Origin of the sequence: Thermasporomyces composti (genome assembly GCF_003386795.1) — a bacterium.
In the GTDB taxonomy this organism is placed as follows: Bacteria; Actinomycetota; Actinomycetes; order Propionibacteriales; family Actinopolymorphaceae; genus Thermasporomyces; species Thermasporomyces composti.
The window spans coordinates 314077-334135 of record NZ_QTUC01000001.1 but is presented as its reverse complement, the minus strand read 5'-3'; the positions used below and the strand labels follow the sequence as shown (position 1 = coordinate 334135).

The 20059-nt window shown below is 71.2% G+C and carries 18 protein-coding genes and 1 riboswitch; of the genes, 8 read left to right on the top strand and 10 right to left on the bottom strand.

The genetic code is table 11. From position 1 onward, the window contains the following. Window positions 1–137: 137 nt before the first annotated feature. From DFJ64_RS01465 to DFJ64_RS01440, 6 genes are read right to left on the bottom strand one after another with little or no spacing between them, the layout of a single operon-like run. On the bottom strand, window positions 138–1973 hold the full coding sequence (locus tag DFJ64_RS01465; RefSeq protein WP_115848806.1) for an ABC transporter ATP-binding protein: 1836 nt from the start codon (window positions 1971–1973) through the stop codon (window positions 138–140). Then, window positions 1966–3822 (bottom strand): ABC transporter ATP-binding protein, encoded by a 1857-nt coding sequence (locus DFJ64_RS01460; RefSeq protein WP_245940893.1) that lies wholly within the window; start codon window positions 3820–3822, stop codon window positions 1966–1968. The genes DFJ64_RS01465 and DFJ64_RS01460 overlap by 8 nt, the downstream gene beginning before the upstream one ends. 14 nt (window positions 3823–3836) lie before the next feature. Next, window positions 3837–4790: an ECF transporter S component gene (locus DFJ64_RS01455; RefSeq protein ID WP_115848805.1), complete on the bottom strand. Its 954-nt coding sequence runs from the start codon at window positions 4788–4790 to the stop codon at window positions 3837–3839. Beyond that, window positions 4787–6454, bottom strand: coding sequence for an ABC transporter ATP-binding protein (locus DFJ64_RS01450; protein ID WP_115851728.1), 1668 nt, complete (start codon window positions 6452–6454; stop codon window positions 4787–4789). The genes DFJ64_RS01455 and DFJ64_RS01450 overlap by 4 nt, the downstream gene beginning before the upstream one ends. After that, window positions 6451–7569 carry a CbiQ family ECF transporter T component gene (locus tag DFJ64_RS01445; protein ID WP_115848804.1) on the bottom strand — a complete coding sequence of 373 codons (1119 nt, stop codon included), beginning with the start codon at window positions 7567–7569 and terminating at the stop codon, window positions 6451–6453. Before DFJ64_RS01445 ends, DFJ64_RS01450 begins: the two co-directional genes overlap by 4 nt. Window positions 7570–7572: 3 nt before the next feature. Then, on the bottom strand, window positions 7573–8379 hold the full coding sequence (locus DFJ64_RS01440; protein WP_147304559.1) for an SCO2322 family protein: 807 nt from the start codon (window positions 8377–8379) through the stop codon (window positions 7573–7575). 139 nt (window positions 8380–8518) lie between these two features. Next, window positions 8519–8682: riboswitch (cobalamin riboswitch) on the bottom strand. 100 nt (window positions 8683–8782) lie between these two features. Between DFJ64_RS01440 and DFJ64_RS01435 the strand changes: the two genes are divergently transcribed. Then, a complete protein-coding gene (locus tag DFJ64_RS01435) occupies window positions 8783–9004 on the top strand; it encodes a hypothetical protein (RefSeq protein WP_115848802.1) in 222 nt (73 codons plus the stop codon). Window positions 9005–9162: 158 nt separating this feature from the next. Then, a complete protein-coding gene (locus DFJ64_RS01430; protein ID WP_115848801.1) occupies window positions 9163–9795 on the top strand; it encodes a YbaB/EbfC family nucleoid-associated protein in 633 nt (210 codons plus the stop codon). Window positions 9796–9913: 118 nt separating this feature from the next. Here DFJ64_RS01430 and DFJ64_RS01425 read toward each other — a convergent pair whose 3' ends face one another. Further along, window positions 9914–10528 carry a DUF3043 domain-containing protein gene (locus DFJ64_RS01425; protein ID WP_115848800.1) on the bottom strand — a complete coding sequence of 205 codons (615 nt, stop codon included), beginning with the start codon at window positions 10526–10528 and terminating at the stop codon, window positions 9914–9916. Window positions 10529–10776: 248 nt separating this feature from the next. Between DFJ64_RS01425 and DFJ64_RS01420 the strand changes: the two genes are divergently transcribed. From DFJ64_RS01420 to pspAB, 4 genes are all read left to right on the top strand, one after another. Then, complete coding sequence (locus DFJ64_RS01420; protein WP_115848799.1) at window positions 10777–11598, top strand: PspA/IM30 family protein; 822 nt, start codon at window positions 10777–10779, stop codon at window positions 11596–11598. Further along, window positions 11595–11873, top strand: a complete 279-nt coding sequence (gene pspAA, locus DFJ64_RS01415; protein WP_115848798.1) for a PspA-associated protein PspAA — start codon at window positions 11595–11597, stop codon at window positions 11871–11873. Before DFJ64_RS01420 ends, pspAA begins: the two co-directional genes overlap by 4 nt. Before the next feature lie 112 nt (window positions 11874–11985). Then, window positions 11986–12882, top strand: coding sequence for a zinc metalloprotease HtpX (gene htpX / locus DFJ64_RS01410; protein WP_115848797.1), 897 nt, complete (start codon window positions 11986–11988; stop codon window positions 12880–12882). 61 nt (window positions 12883–12943) lie between these two features. After that, window positions 12944–13513 (top strand): PspA-associated protein PspAB, encoded by a 570-nt coding sequence (pspAB, locus tag DFJ64_RS01405; RefSeq protein ID WP_115848796.1) that lies wholly within the window; start codon window positions 12944–12946, stop codon window positions 13511–13513. Between the two features lie 65 nt (window positions 13514–13578). Here pspAB and DFJ64_RS01400 read toward each other — a convergent pair whose 3' ends face one another. Beyond that, window positions 13579–14463: a GNAT family N-acetyltransferase gene (locus DFJ64_RS01400; protein WP_115848795.1), complete on the bottom strand. Its 885-nt coding sequence runs from the start codon at window positions 14461–14463 to the stop codon at window positions 13579–13581. 119 nt (window positions 14464–14582) lie between these two features. Here DFJ64_RS01400 and DFJ64_RS01395 point away from each other — a divergent pair, with 119 nt between their 5' ends. After that, window positions 14583–15689 (top strand): glycerate kinase family protein, encoded by a 1107-nt coding sequence (locus tag DFJ64_RS01395; protein ID WP_245940892.1) that lies wholly within the window; start codon window positions 14583–14585, stop codon window positions 15687–15689. Between the two features lie 158 nt (window positions 15690–15847). Then, window positions 15848–16210: a HesB/IscA family protein gene (locus tag DFJ64_RS01390; protein ID WP_115848794.1), complete on the top strand. Its 363-nt coding sequence runs from the start codon at window positions 15848–15850 to the stop codon at window positions 16208–16210. 96 nt (window positions 16211–16306) lie between these two features. Here the strand turns inward: DFJ64_RS01390 and DFJ64_RS01385 are convergent, their stop codons facing one another. Next, a complete protein-coding gene (locus DFJ64_RS01385) occupies window positions 16307–17761 on the bottom strand; it encodes a CehA/McbA family metallohydrolase (protein ID WP_245940891.1) in 1455 nt (484 codons plus the stop codon). A gap of 23 nt (window positions 17762–17784) precedes the next feature. Beyond that, a complete protein-coding gene (locus DFJ64_RS01380; RefSeq protein ID WP_147304558.1) occupies window positions 17785–19935 on the bottom strand; it encodes a hypothetical protein in 2151 nt (716 codons plus the stop codon). Between the last annotated feature and the right edge of the window lie 124 nt (window positions 19936–20059).

The following is a 20059-nucleotide window of genomic DNA, read 5'->3' as shown; positions in this document are numbered from 1 at the left end:
CGGTGAGCTGACGGCGACGAACGTGGAGCCGCGTGGCACCAGGACGACGATGAGAACCGTTCGAGCGCGAGCTCCGGTGGCAGATCGGCGCTGACCCGGCCCCACCGTCCAGGACGGTACGGCGGATGCGGCCGACGTCACCGGTAGGAGCGAGCCTGGAGCTCGAAGAGTTCGGCGTAACGGCCGCCTCGTCGAGCCACGAGGTCGGCGTGACTGCCGACCTCGACGACCCGGCCGCGGTCCAACACCACGATGAGGTCGGCCATCCGCACGGTCGAGAACCGGTGCGACACGAGCACGGTCACGCCGCCGGTCGTGCGGCGCACCGCAGCAGCCGCCGCCGTCCAACGCTCGAAGAGCAGGTGCTCGGTCTCGGCGTCCAACGCCGCCGTGGGCTCGTCGAGGAGCAGCAGCAGGGGAGCCGTGCGCATCATGGCTCGGCCGATCGCGAGCTTCTGCCACTGTCCGCCGGACAGGTCGATGCCCCCGGGCCAGCTCGGCCCGAGCTGGGTGTCGAGCCCTCTCGGCAGCGTGTCGAGCAGGTCGCTCGCGCCCGCTCGGTCGAGCGCGGCGGTCACTCGCTCGGGGTCGACCCGGTCGTCGACACCGGCGAGGTCGCCGATTCCCACCGCCTCGCCGGCGGTGAACTCCCAGCGTGCGAAGTCCTGAAACGCCGCCGACACCCGGGCACGCCAGCGATCCGGGTCGAGCGTGGCCAGGTCGATCCCGTCGACCATGATCCGCCCGCTCGTCGGCTGGTACAGCCCAGCGAGCAGTTTGACCAGAGTGGTTTTCCCCGCGCCGTTGTCGCCGACGATGGCGACGGTCGAGCCGGCCGGCAAGGTGAGGTTGACGTCGTGGAGCGCGTCGGCCTCGCTGCGGGGATAGCGGTACGAGACGTGGTCGAGGACGATGCCCGAGCGGAGGCGTTCCGGGACCGTGCGCCTCGCGTCGACGGTCGCTCGACTGCGGCTCGCGACGTCGTTGAGGTACACGAAGCGGCTCGCCGCGGTGAGCGTGCGCAGCGTCCACTGCAGGATCTCCCCAGACCCGTCCACGAGGTTGAGCACCTGGCCGGCCAGGACCGCGGTCAGCACGACGTCACCTACGCTCACCCGACCGCGTACCGCCTGGTCGACCACGAAGAGGATCGCGCCGAAGTAGCCGACGAGGAACGCGAGTCGGACGGCGAAACCCAGGGCGAGACCTCGGCCTTGGACGCGAAGATGCGTCGCTCTGATCTCGCGGTGCGCTTCGTGGAACCGTCGCAGGATCTCCGGCGCCAGCCGGAACAGTCGAACCTCCTTCGCGGCGTCGCCGAGCGTGGCCAGGTCCCACAAGTCGTTGGCGCGTCGCTGCGGTGCCGCGGCGAGTTCGTCACCGAGCTCGTAGAGGCCGTTGATCCGCGAGCTCAGCAAGAGCATCGGCGCGCCGAACGCCGGCAGCAGGAGCAGCAGGGGATGGACGCTCGCCAGCAGAACGACGGTCACGACGACCTGAACGGCGGTGTTGGTGAGCTGGACGAGCGAGGGAATGGCCTCACCGAACTCCCAGGACTCCTGGTCGAGGAGCTCCAGCTGGGTGAGGTGCTCGGGGGTTTCGTGGATCTCGAGAGTCGGTGTGCGGCCCAGCGTCTCGGCGAGCTGACGTTCGACCAGGTGGTGGGCGCGCTCGTTGAGGGCCATCCGGACTCGGCTCCCCGCGTAGTCCAAGCCGGTGCCGGCGGTCACGCACGCGGCCACCGCTCCCGCCGCGGCGACCACACGCCAGGTCTCGCCTGCCGCGAGCCCGTCGAGGAGGAGCTTGAGCCACCAGGCGAAGGAGGCCGTCACAAGCGCCTGGACGGTGAAGATCCCGAACGCGAGGACCGCGCGCCGCCGGTCTGCCTGCCAGGCGATGCCGAGCATGACGGTGGCCGCGCGCAGTCGGCTCGCGGGAGGCCGGGCGCCGGACCAGGGTGTGGAGTCAGCCATCGGCGGCCTCCGCCGTGAGGTCGTAGTAGCGCATGGCCTGGGCGTGGAACAGCGTGGCGTAGCGTCCGCCGGCTGCCACGAGCTCGTCGTGGCTGCCGTCCTCGACGATCCTCCCGCCGTCGAGGACGACGATCCGGTCGGCCCGCCGGACGGTGGAGAAGCGGTGGCTGATCACGATCGACGTCAGTCCGTACGTCAGATCGAGGAACCGGTCATACAGGTCGGCCTCGGCGCGAGCATCGAGGTGGGCGGTCGGCTCGTCCAGGACGAGCACCCGTGCGCCTGTGCCCACCGCGGCCATGGCCCGCGCGAGCGCGATGCGCTGCCACTGACCGCCGGACAGGTCGACGCCTCCGTCGTGACGGCGGGAGAGGATCGTGTCGAGCCCTGCCGGCAGCCGTTCGATGATCGCGTCGGCGCCCGCCTTTCGGGCCGCGGCGAGGATTCGGTCGTCCGCCCTCGGATCGGTGAGCGTCTCCACCGCTCCGAAGCCGATGTTCTCCCGAGCGGGTAGCTGGTAGCGGACGAAGTCCTGGAAGATCGCCGCGACCATCCGCCGCCAGCTCACCAGGTCAAGCTCGGCGAGGTCGACCCCGTCGACGAGGATGCGACCGCCCTGCGGCTGGACGAGGCCGGTGAGCAGCTTGATCAGGGTCGTCTTGCCCGCGCCGTTGAGACCGACGACGGCGAGCGATCGGCCCGCCTCGATGGTGAGGTCGAGACCGTCGAAGACCGGGCGGTCGCGGCCTGGGTAGCCGAACCGCACGTTGTCGAAACGGATCTCTCGGCGGGGCATGCCGGTGGCCGGACGGGCCGTCGGGTCGGGCGCGGGCGTGACCTTGGCCGCTGCCCGCTCGTGCGCGAGGACGTCCGGCACCGGGATCGCGCCGTTCTCGATCCAGATGTCGCCGTCCTGTGCGGCGATGAGAGCCATGGCGAAGAGCCCTTGGATGAGGACGACGAGCGAGGCGGTGTCCATGGCGCCGCGCAGGGCGTCCCGGACGGCCAGGAGGATCACCGCGAGGTTGGCGACGAGGATCGCGACGGTGAGGACGGTGGTGGTCCGGTACCCCACGCGGCGCGTGCGCCAGAGCTCGTCCATCACCCGCGACCACTCCTCGCCGAACCTCCTCACGACGAAGTCGGTCAGGCCGAAGACGCGCAGCTCCTTGGCCCACTCGGGCATCAGGGTGAGCCGCTTGAGGTAGACCGCTCGGCGCAGCGGTTCGGCCCAGAAGGGGTTGGCGCGGTAGAAGTCGGCCCGCAGGTGGCGGCTCACGACGAACCACAGGACGAGCAGGCACGCCGCGGCGAGCGGCCACACCGTGGCGACCAGGGCAGTGGCGGCGAGCCCCTGCGCGACCGAGGTCCAGCGGTAGCTCAGCCCGCTCACCAGTTCGCCCGGACCGTAGCGGGCGATGCGCACCGCCCGGTTCGTGGCCGCGGCGAGCTCGGGATCCTCGAACAGGTCGAGCCGAGGCGCCGACATCGTGGTCGCCATCACGCGGGACAGGAGGTACTCGTCGAGCCGTCGGTACAGATCGGTGGAGTGGAGCTCGCGGAGCACCCGGATGAGCTCCTGGGCCACGAGGACGACCCCGATCCCGATCAGCGTCCCGATGACCCGGCGCCCGTGCGCTGAGTCGAAGCCACTGGTGACCGCCACGGGGAGGAGGTCGACCAGCTGGGCCACCAGGAGCGCGAAGCCGGTGGGCAGGATTCCGCCGAGCAGCGCGAGGATGGCGAGGAGAGTCGTCCGACCCGGGAACGCGCGGAGAAGGACACCGAGCGCGGCACGGCGTGCGGAACGCCGACGGCGCTCGTCCGTTCTGATATCAGAACCCGGCACGTCTCCTGAGCATGTCAACAAGGCGCCGGGTTGTCATCTGTCTTCTCCCGCCGCCTGGCCGTGTCGGCGGTGTCTCTCACTACGGCACCGTCGTCGACCTGGTCCGGGTCCGACGCCGCCCTCGACTGACGTGTCGACGTCGGATGGAAGGGAGGACGGAACACGGGTTCCGCATCGAAGGCGGCCCGCCGCGCGGCCCGCCGCAGGGTCGACAGGATCGCACGGCCGGCGAGGACGACGAGCGTGGCGTTGACGACGGCGCGGACCGCGTCCCACCCCAGCGACGTCGTGACGTAGAACGCCGCGTAGTGGGCCAGGTTGGTGCCTGCCGACGCGGCGCTCGTGTAGGCCATGGTCGGCGGCAGACTGGTGGTGAACGGCCAGAACGACAGGTTGAGCAGAGCGCCGAAGGCGAGGCTCGCGATCGCGGTGTAGCCGGCGAGGAGCCACCGCTCGCCCTTGCCGGTGCCACCCGGCAGGAGCCCGGCTCCCATGCCCACCCAGGCCAGCCCCAGCATCTGGTACGGCATCCACGGTCCGACCCCGCCCGTGACCAGGCCACTGGCCACGATCATGGTCGCGCCGAGCGCGAAGCCGAATCCCGCGCCGAAGACGCGTCCCGCCAGCGCCACGAGGAAGAGAGTGGGCTCGAACCCGCCCGTGCCCGGGCTCACGGCGCGCAGACCAGCCCCGACCGCCGCCAGTACACCCAGCATCGCGACCGCTTTGGCGTCCATGCCGCCGTCGCTGAGCTCGGCGACCACGATCGCGACCACGAGTGGCAGCAGCAGGGCGAACAGATAGGGCGCGTCCGTCGAGTGACCACCGATGGAACTGGTCGAGTCGGCGAGGAACGGCCAGCCGTACCCGGCGACGCCGACGAGGCAGGCCAGCGTGAGGGCGAGCGCGGAGCGTGGACGAACCCGAAGCGGCACCGCCCGTGCGTGCGCGGACCGAAGGGACGTCATGACGCTTCCCGGAGAGCCTCGGCGACCTGCGAGACGGTGAGCAGGGGAAGCGGTCGGAGGATCTTCGCCACCTGGGGAGCGAACGTCGGCGAGGCGACCACAACCGACTCGACGGGTCCGTCGGCCACCACCTCGCCGTCGGCGAGGACGACCACGCGGTCGGCGACCTCCGCGACGAGCTCGACGTCGTGGGAGGCGAAGACGACGGCGTGAGGCTCGCCGTCGGTGCCGCTGGCGAGCTCCCGCAGGATGGTGGTCAGTCGCCGCTTGGCGAGGTAGTCGAGGCCTCGGGTGGGCTCGTCGAGAAGGAGCACCGGCGGGTCGCCGGTGAGGACCACGGCGAGGGCGAGGCACAGTCGCTGCCCTTCCGACAGGTCACGAGGATGCCGATCGGCGGGGATTCCCGGAGCGAGTCGGGCGAGGATGGCGGCGCAGCGCCCCGCCTCCGCGTCGAAGTCCTGGTCCGCTTGTCGGCACTCCCGCGCCACTGTCTCGGCGTAGAGGAGGTCGCCCGGCTCCTGGGGCACCAGCCCCACCGTGCGCGCGATCTCCTTCGGTGGGGACACGGTGGGGTCGAGGTCGCCGACGCGGACCGCGCCGGAGGCTGGCCGGACCAAGCCGACGAGGGTGCTGAGCAACGTGGACTTGCCGGCGCCGTTCCGTCCCATGAGCGCGACGATCTCGCCGCGCCGCACGCTGAGGTCGACGTCACGCAGGGCGGGCGGTGCGGTGGAGCGTCGCCCGCCATACCGCACCGTCACCCCACGCATGGTCGCGGCCGGCAGGTCGTCGTGGACGCCGGCCGAGCTCGCGGCGTCTCTCGACGGCTGCCCGCTCACACGCGGTTGGCCGGCGAGCCGGTCCCGCAGCGGAGCGGCGAGCCGCCGGGCGTCGCGAACACTCAGCGGGAGGGGATCCCACCCCGCCAGGCGCCCCAGCTCGACGACCGGCGGCGCGACGGTGGAGGACGCCATGATGGTGGCGGGTGCGCCCACGGTCGGTCGTCGCCCGCGGCCCGGCAGCGCCACGATCCGGTCGGCGTACTGCACGACCCGCTCCAGCCGGTGCTCGGCGAGGACGACGGTCACCCCGAGGTCGTGCACCAACCGCTGCAGGGCGGCCAGGACCTCCTCGGCGGACTGCGGGTCGAGCGCCGAGGTGGGTTCATCCAGGACGAGAACTCGAGGCTGAGTGGTCAGCACGGCGCCGATCGCGACCCGTTGCCGTTGCCCGCCCGATAGCGTGCTGATCGGACGCGCGCGCACCTCGGCCAGCCCGAGGAGGTCGAGGGTCTCCTCGACACGGGTCCGCATGACGTCGCCGGGAAGGCCGAGCGACTCCATGCCGTAGGCGAGCTCGTCCTCCACCGTGTCCGTGACGAACGTGGCAAGCGGGTCCTGCCCGACGACGCCGACGACGTCGGCCAGGTCGCGAGGGCGGTGCGTGCGGGTGTCGCGGCCGTCCACGAGCACCCGTCCGATCAGAGTTCCGCCGGTGAAGTGCGGAACCAGACCGTTGATCGCCCGGAGCAAGGTCGACTTGCCACTTCCGGTCTGACCGACGACCAGACACAGCTCGCCCTCCGCCACGTGCAAGGTGACGTCCCGCAGGACCGGCTCGGGCTGCTCGGGGTAGTAGACCGTGACGGATTCGAAGCGAATCACCGGAAGACCTCCGCGGTTCGGCCGGCGGGCGTCGGCGGCGGAGGTGCCAGCCACGCCGGAAGGAGAGCGAGGAGCGCGCCGACCGCCGCGACGGCCGGCAAGGGCGGCACGGCGAGCGGTGTGGTCGCCACGACGAGGCCGTCGGCGCCGGTGGCCTGAGACCACATGAAGCTGGCCGCGCAGGCGATGCCGGAGCCGGCGACCAGCCACTCGGGCAACGCCCAGGGGTCGGGACGGTAGCGGGTGCGGGCCGTCCGCCGGCCGCCGAGGAACAGGCCCGTTCCCGCCGCCGCGACGCCGGCGACCAGGAGGGGAAGGCCCAGCGCCGGCGGTCCGCCGGCGTCGAGGAGGCCGTAGAGGCCGACACAGATGCCGAGCAGGCCGCCGAGGACGAGCACGCCGGTGAGCACCCGGGCTCGGCCGGATGTCGTCCTCGTCCGTCCGTAGCCGCGCGAGTCCATCGCCGCGGCGAGTGCGAGCGAACGCTCCATGGCGCCCTCGAGCACCGGGACGGCGACGGCGCGAAGCGCCCGCAGCCCACGGTCCGGCTGGCCACGCAGCCGCCGCGCGGCTCTGGCTCGAGCCGCGTCGGCGACGAGCTGGGGAGCGAACGTCATCGCCACCACGACGGCGACGCCCATCTCGTACAGCGCACCGGGCACGCTGGCCAGCAGACGTTTGGGGTTGGCCAGCGCGTTGGCGGCGCCCACGCAGGCCAGGACCGCCGCGAGGCGCAGGCCGTCGAGCGCGGCAGAGGCCAACGCCTCAGCGGTGACCGGACCGCCGATCCGGATGCCTTGCATCCAGTCCGGCAGCGGCACCTGGGGCAGTCGGACCAGCACCGTCGTGCCGCTGACCGCGGCTCCGAACACGGCCTGGAACACCACCCGGATCGCGATGACGACGAGTCCGAGCCGGAGGAACGCCGCGTACGAGTTGGCCCATGGGGCGCTCGTCCGTCGCGCGGCCACGACGTTGCCGGCCACCGCGACGAGCAGAGCCAGCAGGACCGGGTTCGTGGTACGGCTCGCCGCGGTCGCCAGGCCGAGCGCCCACAGCCACCACGCGCCCGGGTGGAGGTGGCGGGGGAGTGAAGGGCGGTGGGCGGCGCGCACAGGTCAGACGTCCTCGCCGGCGCCGCGGCGGCGCCGGGTCACCAACGCGGCGAGGACAAGCGCCGCGACGACCAGCACACCAACGACCGACCACACCGCGACACCGCGCGACGAGGATTGCTCGTCGGTGTTCGCCGCTCCATCGGTGTTCTCAGCGGCCGCCGGATTCGGTGTCGTGGTCTCGTTGGCCTGCGCGGTCGACGTCGCCTCGGGCGTGCCACCCGGAAGCTGGAGCGCCACGGTCGGCTCGGGGGAGGGGATGTCGGGTTCCTCGGGAACCGTGTCCCCGCAGCCGGTCGCCGGAACGGAGTCGATCGCGCAGACCAGCCCGTTCTCCTCCCGTACCGAAGCGACCGCTGCCAGCACCTGGGCGGAGCTGGCGTCCGCGTCGACAACCGCACAGGCGCCCCGTGGCTGGGGCAGCGCCTGGCCGCTGGTCTCCTCCTCGGCGAGCCCGTAGTCGACGACGACGGCGACGCGTTTGCGGCCGGGTTCGGCTGGTGTCCCTCCGCAGATCGCCTCGAAGTCGCCGGGCGCCCGAGGCGGTCGGGGTGGGGTGGTCTCGCCCGAGACAGCCAGTCGCCAACCGTCGACAGCGCCGTCCTCCGGCGTGACCGACGCGGGTCCGCTGCTCGCCAGGACCCAGGCGCCGTCCTTCCACTGGTAGAAGCCCCAGTAGCGATAGGCCTCGGCGGACGCGGGTCCGGCCACTACAACGGCGAGGACGAGGGCTGCTGACGCGGCCAGGGCAGTCCTGGACGCGGTCAGGACTGACCGGACAGGGCGTCGAACGTCGCGCTCCAGACTCATGGGGTCCTCCGGGTGAGGGGTCCGGGCGCGGACCCCGGGACCAACACGAGAAACCCTCGGCGTCGTCCGGCGAGTGCCGGCGGCCGAGGGCAGACTCGGGTGCTCACCCGGGCTCCGCCCCGCAGACCTCGACGGGTGTTCGTGGAGCCACGTCATGGCCAGGCGTCCCGGCTCGCCGCTCAAGGGGTGGAGCCTGGTTGCTCTCCAGGCCGCGGCCTACGGTTGCGGGTCAGCGCCGGCTTCCGACCGGCTTCCCCTGTCAGACGGGTCAACCGACCCGTCACCATGACGTTGTGCAGGACGGAAGTTCTCACGACGGAGCCGGTCGCGTCAAAGCGGACGTCAGGATGTGGACTGCGCCGGCTGCGGCCCGTGTCCCTGCGGAGGCTCTAAGCTCAACGGGATGACGTGGACATGGCGGCTCGAGGATGCGGACGGCAACCCCGTCGACGTCGGCGGGTTGGCCCGGGTCGAGTTTCCGTCCCAAAGTGACGCGGAGAGCTGGATCGGGGAGACCTGGCGGGAGCTCCGGGCTGCCGGAGTGGACCAGGTCACCCTGCTCGAGGCCGGGCGAGAGGTGTACGGGCCGATGAGCTTGCATCCCGCCGACGAGAGCGCCGACTGACCGCCGAGTTCCTGGTCCGACACCCGAGTCGACCCTCGTGAGTCCCGTGGAGTGCGACGTTCGCCACGTCGAGTCCTCGGGGAGTCGCCTGGTACACCCTGTCAGGCATCCGTTACCGTCTGGGCGATCTTGGTGAGACACCGCAACGGAGGGTCGGCATGCGTCGGGGCGAAGAGTGGCTGCACCGGTTGCGCATCCTGGAGCAGCGGATCGCCACGAGCACCTTCACCTGCGACGACGGACGTGGCCTGGTGCGGGTCAGCGTCGACGGTCATGGCCGCGTTCAAGCGGTCGAGCTGGCGCCCGACTGGACCCAAGGCATCCAGGTCCGGGACCTCGCCGATACGGTCCGTGACGCCTACCGCGCCGCCCGCCGCCGGGCGTCGGACTTCGTCGCGGAGAAGTACGCCGAGACGGGTGTCTCGGTCCTCGCCCGGAGCTTCCTGCCAGCGGGAGCGGGCGCGCTGCCGCCTCTCCTCGACCGGCTGGCGCCGCTGGTCCCGCGCGCGGGAGCTGTCCTCGCCGAGCTGGGCCTGGAGACGGTCGTCGGCACCGCGGCGGATGACCGTGTCCTGGCTGAGTTCGACTGCTTCGGTGAGCTGCGCGGGCTCGTGGTGTCGTGGCGGTACGCCTTGCAGACTCCCCACGACGAGCTCGCCGAGAGCATCCGGGAGGCGCTGAGCGCCGGGGAGATGCGCTCGGCGTGGCGGAACGCGGAGCTGAGTGGACGGCTGGCCAGGCGGCCGACCCTGCGGAGTACGGTCGCCCGCGGACAGGCCGACTGCGCGTAGCCCTACCCCACGTCCTGAGGGGCGCGTCCTGAGGGGGCGTCAGTCCTCTGGGTGTGGTGACCCGGGTCTGCGGGTGTCCGACGGACGGCGTCCGGTCGCCTCGGGGCGCCCGGTGGTCTCAGATCGTGTCGCCGGGCGCGACTTGCGGCTTCGGTAGGCGCAGCCGTCGGATTTGCGTCGCGCGCATCACGCCGTACAACACAGCGCCGCGGTGGCTCTCGTTCGGGAAGCGCGCCCGGAGCTCGCGCTTGAGCCGTCGGCCCAGGATGAACAGCTCGACGGGCACGATGATGATTGCCGTGAGCCACAGGTAGTAGGCGACAAGCTGAACCTGCGGCACAGGGATCATCATGGCGAGGAAGATCACCAGGAAGAAGGGCAGGAGGTACTCGCCCAGCGTCCTCCGCGAGTCGACGAAGTCCCGGCAGAAGCGGCGGACGGGTCCCTTGTCACGTGGCGGCAGGTAGCGCTCGTCGCCCGTGATCAGCGCCTGCTGGATCTTCGCGCGCTCCGCCCGGGCCCGTTGCCGCGCCAGCCGCGCGGCTTCCCGACGGTCGCGCGGGGCGGCGATCCGTTGCCGGCGAGCCCGCTCAGCGTCACGGCGCTTCGGCGTCGGACGTCCCTTGCCTGGCGATCCCTTGCCGCGTGGCCCCTTGGCCGGTGTCGTGGGTCGAGGGGTGGATTCGGTACTCTCGGCGGGGGCCGGCTCGGTCGTCGTACGGCGTCGGAACACGCTCCACAGCGTAACGGCTCGACGATGTGTCCCGGCCGTCGCTTCGGTCCCCAATGCACGCTATGCCATGGGGCCCGGTGGCCTGGCTTCCTGTGGTTTGATCGACCGCAGCGACAAGGCACGCGGGTGGCGGGGTCGCCTGGTGAGGGCTTCGCGGCATAGGGTGATCGCAGACACGCCGTCCGGTGCCGACCCGGCACGATTGACACTGACGACCGGCCTGGAGACGAAGGGGGCGGCCGACCTCGATGAGTATTCTCAAGCGCTTCGCGATGATCTTCCGCGCGAAGGCCAATAAGGCGTTGGACCGTGCCGAGGACCCGCGGGAGACCCTCGACTACTCGTACCAGAAGCAGCTGGAAATGCTCCAGAAGGTACGCCGAGGCGTCGCCGACGTCGCGACCAGCCGGAAGCGCCTCGAGCTCCAGATGAACCAGCTGCGGCAGCAGTCGGACAAGCTCAAGGAGCAGGCGCAGAAGGCGCTCAGCATGGGCCGGGAGGACCTGGCTCGGGAGGCGCTCACTCGGCGCTCCGGCCTGGAGCAGCAGCTCGCTGATCTCAGCACGCAGCACGCCGCCCTTCAGGGCGAGGAGGAGAAGCTGACCCTCGCCGCCCAGCGTCTGCAGACCAAGGTGGAGGCCTTCCGCACCAGGAAGGAGACCATCAAGGCCACCTACACCGCAGCCGAGGCGCAGACCCGGATCGGCGAGGCGTTCGCTGGGATCTCGGAGGAGCTGGGCGATGTGGGCCTGGCCATCCAGCGTGCCGAGGACAAGACCGCCGAGCTCCAGGCGCGTTCCGGGGCAATCGACGAGCTGCTGGCGTCCGGGGTGCTGGACGACGTGACGGGCACCGGCAAGGACGACATCTCCCGCGAACTGGACATGCTGGCCTCGAGCAACGAGGTCGAGCGCGAGCTCGCCGCGATGAAGGCGCAGCTCGCTGGGGGCACCCAGCAGCCGCGCGAGCTGGAGGGCCAGCCCGCCCAGAGTGACCAGGCCGGGAGTGGGGCGGAACAGTCCGCGCAGGTCAGGCCGGAGCAGGCACAACGGCAGGGGGAGGGATCGTGATCGTCCGAATCCTCGGCGAGGGCCAGCTGCGGGTTGCCGACGAGCACCTCGAGGAGCTCAACAAGCTCGACAGCGAGCTCGAGACGGCGGTCGAGGCTGGCGACGAGGCGGCGTTCAAGTCCGCGCTCCAGGCGCTTCTGCAGAAGGTGCGAGCCGTCGGCACCAGGCTGCCGGACGACGCGCTGGAGGACTCGGACCTGTTCCTTCCGCCGGAGGACGCCACCATCGACGAGGTCAAAGAGCTTCTCGGCGAGGAGGGACTGATCCCCGGGTAACGGACGGGTCAGGCACCTCGGTGGTGAACGCTCATCGCGCCGTACGCGCGGGCGCCGGGAATCTTCGGCGCTCGCGCGTCGTCGTATGAGATGACAGGAGGAGCGATGACACATGGCACGAACGCGATTTCCGGCGGATAGGGGCCTGACCACCCGAATGGTCGTGGTCATGTTCCTGCTGGGGCTGCTGTACGTCTCGGCGATGGCCGGCTTGATCGCCGCGGGCGTCGACTGGTTCCTGGTCGTCCTCATCGCGGCGGGGGCTCTGGTCGCGCAGTGGTACTTCTCGGACAAGATCGCGCTCGCCGCGATGGGCGCGCACGAGGTCACTCCGGAGGAGGCGCCGGAGCTGCACGCGATGATCGACCGGCTGTGCGCCCTGGCCGACATGCCGAAGCCGCGGGTGGCGGTGTCCGACATGCAGCTCCCCAACGCGTTCGCCACCGGTCGGAACCCGCGGAACGCGGTGGTGTGCGTCACCACGGGTCTCCTGCGACGGCTGGATCGTGCCGAGCTCGAGGGAGTCTTGGCGCACGAGCTGTCCCACATCGCCCACCGGGACGTGGCCGTCATGACCGTGGCGTCGTTCCTTGGTGTCCTCGCCGGGCTCATCGCCCGGTTCGGGATGTACTCGGGGCTCGGCCGCAGCCGGGACAACACCGCCGTGGTCTTCGCGGTGGTGTGGTTGGCCAGCATCGTCGTCTACGTGATCAGCTTCCTCCTCACCCGGGCGCTCTCGCGGTACCGCGAGTTCGCGGCCGACCGAGCTGGCGCCTACCTCACCGGTCAGCCGTCAGCGCTGGCGTCCGCTCTGGTCAAGATCTCCTCCGACGTCGAGCGCATCCCAACCCGAGACCTGCGGCGGTCCGCGCCGGCGCAAGCGTTCTTCTTCGCGCCGGCGGCGGTCGGCAACTCGCTCGCGACCTTGCTGTCGACGCACCCCAGCACGGAGAAGCGCTTGGAGCGGCTGGCGCAGGTGAGCGCGGAGCTGGGAAGGCCGATGCTGTGACATCCCGCGACGCTCGCCTCGGCGGCCTCGACGGTTTGGGTTCGCTGCTGAAGGGCGGCCGATGAAGTTCCTCGACGTGATCCTTGGGCGAAGCAAGCCCAAGCGGCCTGATCTCGACCAGCTGTTCGGGCTGCCCCAGGCCGCCCTCACCTTGGAGGTCGCGACGACGTTTCGACCCACCGGCGTCGGCTCGGTGTGCTACCGCGCCGCCGAGGGCGGGGCGTTCGCGGCGACACAGGCCGAGATCCAGCAACTGCTCGACGCCGACGAGGGGCCGAAGGTGGAGCGGACGCAGGACTCCTACGGCTTCACCTGGCTGGTCTGCCGCGCGGATCCGTCCGACATGTCCGCCCTGGTGACCGACCTGCACGCGGTCAACTCCTCACTCGAGGCCGCCGGTTTCGGGCCGTCTCTGCTGTGCTCACTGGTCGGCTTCCGCGACCCGGAGGGGAGGCGGCTGGCGTTGGTCTACCTGTACAAGCGGGGGTCCTTCTACCCCTTCGCGCCGGTGGGCGACGAGCGCCGGGACAACGCGCTGGAGCTGCAGATTCGTGGCCTGATCGCCAACGACCTACGAATCGAGAACGACCTCTCGCGGTGGTTCCCCGTCTGGGGTGCCCCCGGCTTGTGAGAGCTCTGGTCCTCGCGGACGCGTCGTTCCGGCCGGTCCCGTGTCGGGACCCTGGAACGGCGCGGTCAGAGGAAGGCGCCTGAGGGGATGTACGGAGCCGGTGGGCGCATGTGGCGCAGGCACAGGTAGCCCTCGGTGCGGAGGGACAGACCGGCGGTGAGGGCGACGTCCACTGCCCACTCCTGCGCCGCGGTGAGGTAGTCGATCCGCACCTGCGCGTTCTCCGGTGAACGTGCCAGAGCCGACCAGAGCAGTCGTTGCGCGATCTTGCGTCCGGTCGCGGCGAGCAGGACGGGTGACCCGTTGGCGTCGACATAGCAGTAGCCACTGCCGACGAGCGTGTCACAGACGAGGAGCCCGTACTCGCCGCCGAGGAACTCGTGGTCGACACCGTGCGCCGCCCCGCGGACCTGGCGGTCCACCGAGTCACACAAGTCGCGATCGCCCGGACCGCCTTCCCGCACCCCCGGCACGACGGGCAGCGACGTCCGATCGACGACGCCGGCGACCCGGATCGTGGGATGCAGGGAAAAGCCGGCGAGACGGTAACGGCGGGCCGCTCGCGGATCCTCGGTGGAGATGATGATCCCTCGCAGGCAGCCGCGGCTGTAGCCGAGGACAGCGTCGAGCAGGGCCTTCCCGATCCCCGCCCCTTGGTGGTTCGGGTGGACGAAGTACGCGGACAGACCCCACAGCTTGTCCCGCCGCAGCGCCATGGCGACGCCGGCCACCTTGCCGTCGACGTCGGCCACCCAGCATCCGTCGGGGTCGTGGCGCAGAAAGTGCTTGGCGCGCCGGGTCCACAGGGAGAGCGCCTCGGGTGAGGGGTCACCGGTTCGAGGCTCGGGGGAGCCGGGGGAGCGGGTCGCCGCGCGGACCTGATCCATCGCCTGGTGGGCGAGTGTTCGCGCGGCTGGGATGTCGTCCTCTGTCATCGGTCGGATCAGCACGAGGCGACCATACGTCGCGCACGTCGACGCTCGATAGCGGCCAGTGCGCATCCCAGGGGAAACGCGAGGGCGGCGAGCGCGTCACCCCCGGTGAGAGCAGGACACCCGGGCGGTGGAAGATGGCCGGCGTGCGCGTGCTGATCGCTCCCGACAAGTTCGCCGGCACCCTGAGTGCGGTCGAGGCCGCCGAGGCGATCGCCGAAGGTTGGCGCCGCCAGGCACCCGGCGACGAGGTCCTCACGGCACCGATGTCCGACGGCGGCCCAGGCTTCATCGACGTGCTCCACGCCGCTCTCGGCGGCGAGCTGCAAGCGGTGACGGTCACCGGGCCGCTCGGCGAACCCACGCCGGCGACCCTCCTGCTCCACGAGCGGACCGCGTACGTGGAGTCCGCGCAGGCGTGCGGGCTCGCGCTGGTTCCCGCCGACCGGCGTGACCCAGAGGCTGCCACCACCTACGGCGTCGGTGAGCTGCTTCGCGCCGCTCTCGACGCCGGGGTGCGGCGGGTCGTCGTCGGCCTGGGTGGAAGCGGGACGAACGACGGCGGTGCGGGCCTCCTCGCGGCGATGGGCGCGGTCGCCGACCCGCCGACCGCCCTCACCGGTGGGCCGCGAGCGCTCGCCGACCTCACCCGCCTCGACGTCCGAGCAGCGCGTGAGCGGCTGGCTGGTGTCGAGCTGCTCGTCGCCAGCGATGTCGACAACCCGTTGCTCGGCCTGCGTGGTGCGACCAACGTCTTCGGGCCGCAGAAGGGTTTGCGGCGGGAGCGCCTCGTGGTCGTCGACGCCGCGCTGGCACGGCTGGCTGATCTCGCCGACCGTCGGCTCGCCGACGCCAAGGGAGCGGGTGCGGCGGGCGGTCTGGGCTACGCCCTTCTCCTCCTCGGGGGGCGCAGAGTGCCGGGCATCGACACGGTCGCTCAGGCGGTCGGTCTGCCCGAGAAGGCCCGTAACGTCGACCTCGTCCTGACCGGTGAGGGTTCGTTCGACTTCCAGTCGGCCAGCGGCAAGGTGGTCTCCGGCGTCGCGACCGTCGCGGCGCGGGCGCTCCGACCCTGTGTCGTGCTCGCGGGTCAGGTCCACGTCGGCGCCCGGGAGATGCGGGCCATGGGGGTGGAGTCGGCCTATTCGGTGGTCGACCTCGTCGGCGAGAAGGAGGCGCTCGGCCGACCCCGGGAGTCGTTGGCCGCGCTCGCCGAGCGGGTCGCCCGAACCTGGTCGCGTTGACGGGGCGAACCTGGTCCCGTTGAGTGTCGCGGCGGTGCGCTTGTGCAACGATGGGTCCGGAGCACTGGAATGCCGGTGCCGATGCCGGTGTTGAGCACCATGCGGACGAAATCGGGCCGACATCACTGAGCCGACATCCGACCACGGGAGTCCGAGGTATGACCATTTCAGGCGACGTGACCCAGCAGGAGCGGCAGGAAGGCGTCGTCCTCACCGACGCAGCGGCCGCCAAGGTCAAGAGCCTTCTCGAGCAGGAGGGTCGTGACGACCTGCGGCTCCGGCTCGCGGTGCAGCCGGGTGGTTGTTCGGGTCTGCGCTACCAGCTCTTCTTCGACGAGCGGGAGCTGGAAGGTGACGTGGTCCGGACCTTCGGCGGCGTCGACGTGGTCGTCGACCGGATGAGTGCCCCGTACCTGCACGGCGCCGTCATCGACTTCGTCGACACGATCGAGAAGCAGGGCTTCACGATCGACAACCCCAACGCGGTCGGCTCCTGCGCCTGCGGCGACTCCTTCCACTGACGGCTCTGCTGGTGGGCCGCCGCCACCGCGGTGACCATCCGCCCGTGGAGTGCCCTCCGGACGCTGTCAGGAGGGACGCCGCCAGGGCGGACGCTGTCAGGACGGCACGTCCAGGAAGATCGGGTTGGTGAACGCCACCATCGGCTCGAAGGGCAGCGGCCCGGACGGCATCCGTCGGACCTCGGCGCGGATGTAGGCCGCCGCGCGTGCAGTCGTCCGCCACGTCACGGTCCCGTTACCGCTCTCGGGCACGGGCAGCTGGGCGACCGGCCCCGCGTCGGTGACCAAGCGGACGAACGTGCCGGGCGCGCCACGCACCGCGACCTCCACCGCCACCTCGGTGTCCGGCCTCAGGGAGAGGCGGTCGCCGATGCCCGCCGTGGCCTCCTCGGCGCTCGCCGAGAAGTCCAGCTCGACGTTCGCGGACTCCGCGACGTAGCACCGTCCGGCACGGATACCGGCGAGGATGGCGTCCCTCGTGAGGTCGTCGGCGAGGACCACCGTCTGCCCGAGGCCAACGGTCTGACTGTGGTCGTGCGCGTCACTGCCACCGACCGCCGGCAGCCAGGCGCCGTCCTTTCCCGCGGCCACGAGGTGGGCGTCCCACTGACGGAGCGTCACCTCGTCATCGGGGGTCCACGAGCCGTTCCACACCTCGACGGCGTCGAGACCGTCGAACCCGAACTTCCAGGCACAGCCGAGGAACGGACAGAACGGGTGCGCGGCGATCGCGAGCGCGCCTTGGCGGTGGATGTGCCGAAGGACGTCGGGGAAGACACCGTCGCGGGCTCGGTACCGCCAGTCGAGCCAGGTGCCCGGGTCCAGCCCTGCCACCACGAGGTGGCCGTTGCGGGTCGTGATCTCCTCCCCGTCGATGACGAGAAGGTCGTCCGGGACGTGGTAGCCCCACACGCCCGACGCGCTCGAGGTGTTGTGCTCGGTCGACACCATGAAGTCCAGGCCCGCCGCGCGCACGTCGGCGACGAGCTCCTCCGGCTCTCGCCGCCCGTCTGAGTGCACGGTGTGGAGGTGCAGGTCACCGCGGTACCACGCCCTGCCACGACCCGTCGCGTGTCGCGGGGCGTATCGAGGGACGAAGTCCGGGCCGGGTGGGCCGAAGCGCAAGGTGACCTCGATTCGGTACGACAGACCCTGCGGGGTGATCGTGTACGGCCCGAGCATGAGGTGCCACGTGCCCGGATGAATGGGCCCGGGGAGGTAGCCGGGCGTCGCGGTGGACCGACTGATGGAGAAGCTCTCCCTTGCTCCACCGGACCACCCACGGAAACCGTGTGCGGCTCCTCGCTCATGGCCGCGCGGATCGAAGATGCCGATGTCGAGCGCGTTCCCAGGTGCTCCGGTGCCCGCCGACGGGTTGTCGTAGGTGTAGCGGACGACGATCTCACGCACACCATCGGGTACGTCCACCGGGACGGGGACCCAGTCGGGTGCGTCGGTGTCCAACCGCCCGGTGAGGACGATCGTGCGTTCGTCGCCGACACCCGAATCGGTGCTCCGTTCGTCGGCGGAGTCGGCGCTGCGTGCGGTCACGTAGACGAGTATGAACCAGCCACCTACGCGAGGAGCCGACGTCCGAGACGGCCGAGCATCTGGCGGAGCCATCCGCGACGGTCGGAGTCATCCGACGTGTCGGTGCGGGCGGGGTGGTCCTCTGCCACGCCCTCCGCGTCGCCTTGGGCGAGGCCGCCGCTGTGCCCGACCCGCTCGCGGGCGAGGTCCAGGTAACGGCGGCCGATCGGTGACTCAGGCTGACCGGCCACGAGTCGTTGGGCTCGCTGCAACCACGTGTACGCGTGTCGCACGGCGGTCACCTCGTCGAGCGGGCGTCGCTGGTCACCGACCAGAAGGCTGGCCAGCTCCGGCGCGACCAAGACGGCCGAACCCAGGTGTTGGAGACATCGAGCCTCCCCTTGGTGGTCGGCCAGCTCGCTGAAGCGCGTCATCGCCCGCTGCCAGAGCGCCACGGCGACTGGGGCCCGGCCTTGCATCCACGCCGCGATTCCCCGTAGCTCGGCGACGTGCGCCAGGGCAGTCGCGTCCTCGGCGTCCTGAGCACGGGTTTCGGCGAGGTCAAGCCGGTCGAGCGCACGCTCAGGTGCGCCTTGGTGCAGGTAGACGACGGCCATGCTGAGCAACGTGGTGATCTCGCCGGCCGTGTCCTTCTTGGGCAGCGCCGCCCACGCGTGCTGGAGCTCCCGCTCGGCGGCGCGCAGTTCGACGTCGCGTCGGGTCGCCGCGGCCAACGGGTCGGTTGCGCCGCTGCCGTGGTCCGATGTGGGGGAGGTGTGGGCGTGATACTGGTCGGCGCGCGCCAGGTGGAGCTGTGCCTGCTCGTGGTGGAGCCGAGCCCGCAGGGCCCACGCCGTGCGACGAGTGGACCTGCCGAAGGCGGCGAGCTGGCGGCGAACCCTCTCGAGCCGGGCGGCTGCGTCCTCGAACTGTCCGGTAGCCCGAGCGAGGGCGGCGCACCTGGTCTCGGCCACCATGGCGAGGTCGGGGCGTCCCGCACGCTCGGCGAGGTCGCCGAAGCTGCTGTGGACGACCCTGGCGCCAAGCACCTGGCCCTGGCGCACGTACCAGACGTCCAACGCGTCCGTTAGCGTCGCGAGATCGTCGATGACGAGGGTGAGCAGTGGCTCGTCGGTCTCGCCGGGCTCGTCGGGGTAGCTGGCGGTGACGAGTGCGCGTAGGAAGGGCTCCTCGGCTTGGAACCAGCGAGCCGCCGAGGCGGCGTGCGCGCGGCTGTCGAGGACGCCACGCCAGCGTTCGGCCAGGTGGGCATAGCGTCGCACCAGGGAAGGCAGGGCGGCGCGGAGGGCCTCTCGCTTGTCGTCGGTGACGATGGCGCGTACCGCCACGCGAATCTCTCGAGGCATCCGGTAGCGCCCCGCCTCTGACTGTCGGACCAGGTTCCTGGCCGTGAGCTCGTGGAGCGGGTCCACGAGGTGGGGGTACTCGGCTCGCTCAGGCTCCCCTTCGGCGGAGTTGTCGGCGTCCTCGTCGAGACCCCGCCGAACCGCCTCCATCGCCTCGACGGTGAGCTCGGCCACTGGCAGGTCGGCCAGCGCCCGGGCCAGCCGACGCGCACGACGTGACATGCCCGGGTGGGTTCGGCCCACGATGGCGTACCAGACTCTGGCGGGCGGGTCGACGACGGAGGTGGCTTGTCGGAGCCGAGGATCGACGGCCGCCAGTTGAAGTCGGTCGACCAGCTCCTCCGGGTGCCAGATGTCGGCTCCGGGCCTCGTCAGCTCCTGGACGAGGTCCCAGACCGCGCCGGGACGGCCGTCACAGGCGCGCAGGACGTCGTCGAGATAGGGGTCCCACCGTTCGTCTCGGATCTCGGCTCGCCACAGCTGGCGGAGGTCAGCGATCTCCAACGGAGCGAGGGGCACGATCGACTCGGCGGGGAAGCCGTCGGCCAGCGTCAGGCTGCCGGGGTCGTGCGAGAGGGCCACCACGAGCAGGGGTCCCGAGCCGTCGCTGGGCCACCGCCTGGTGAGCCACGTGACCTGGTCGACGCTCGACACGTTGTCGAGGACGAGTGTCGAGCCCTGCGCAGCCAGACGTTCCAGGAGCCTCGCGGCCGCGTCGTCCATCACCTGCTCGCTCCCGGACAGCGGCTCGCTCGCCCCGAACGTCCTCAGCAGGTGTCCGGCGATGGTGGTGGCGTCGTCGGGGCGTTCGGTCGACCATCCGCGCACGTCGAAAGGGCGCGGTGTGGGCCGGGTTGGCGTGGCCTTGTCGGATGAGCTCGCTGACGACGGCGTGCGCGACGGTCGAGGTTCCCATTCGGGGCGCCCCAACGATGGCGACGACGCCCCGGCG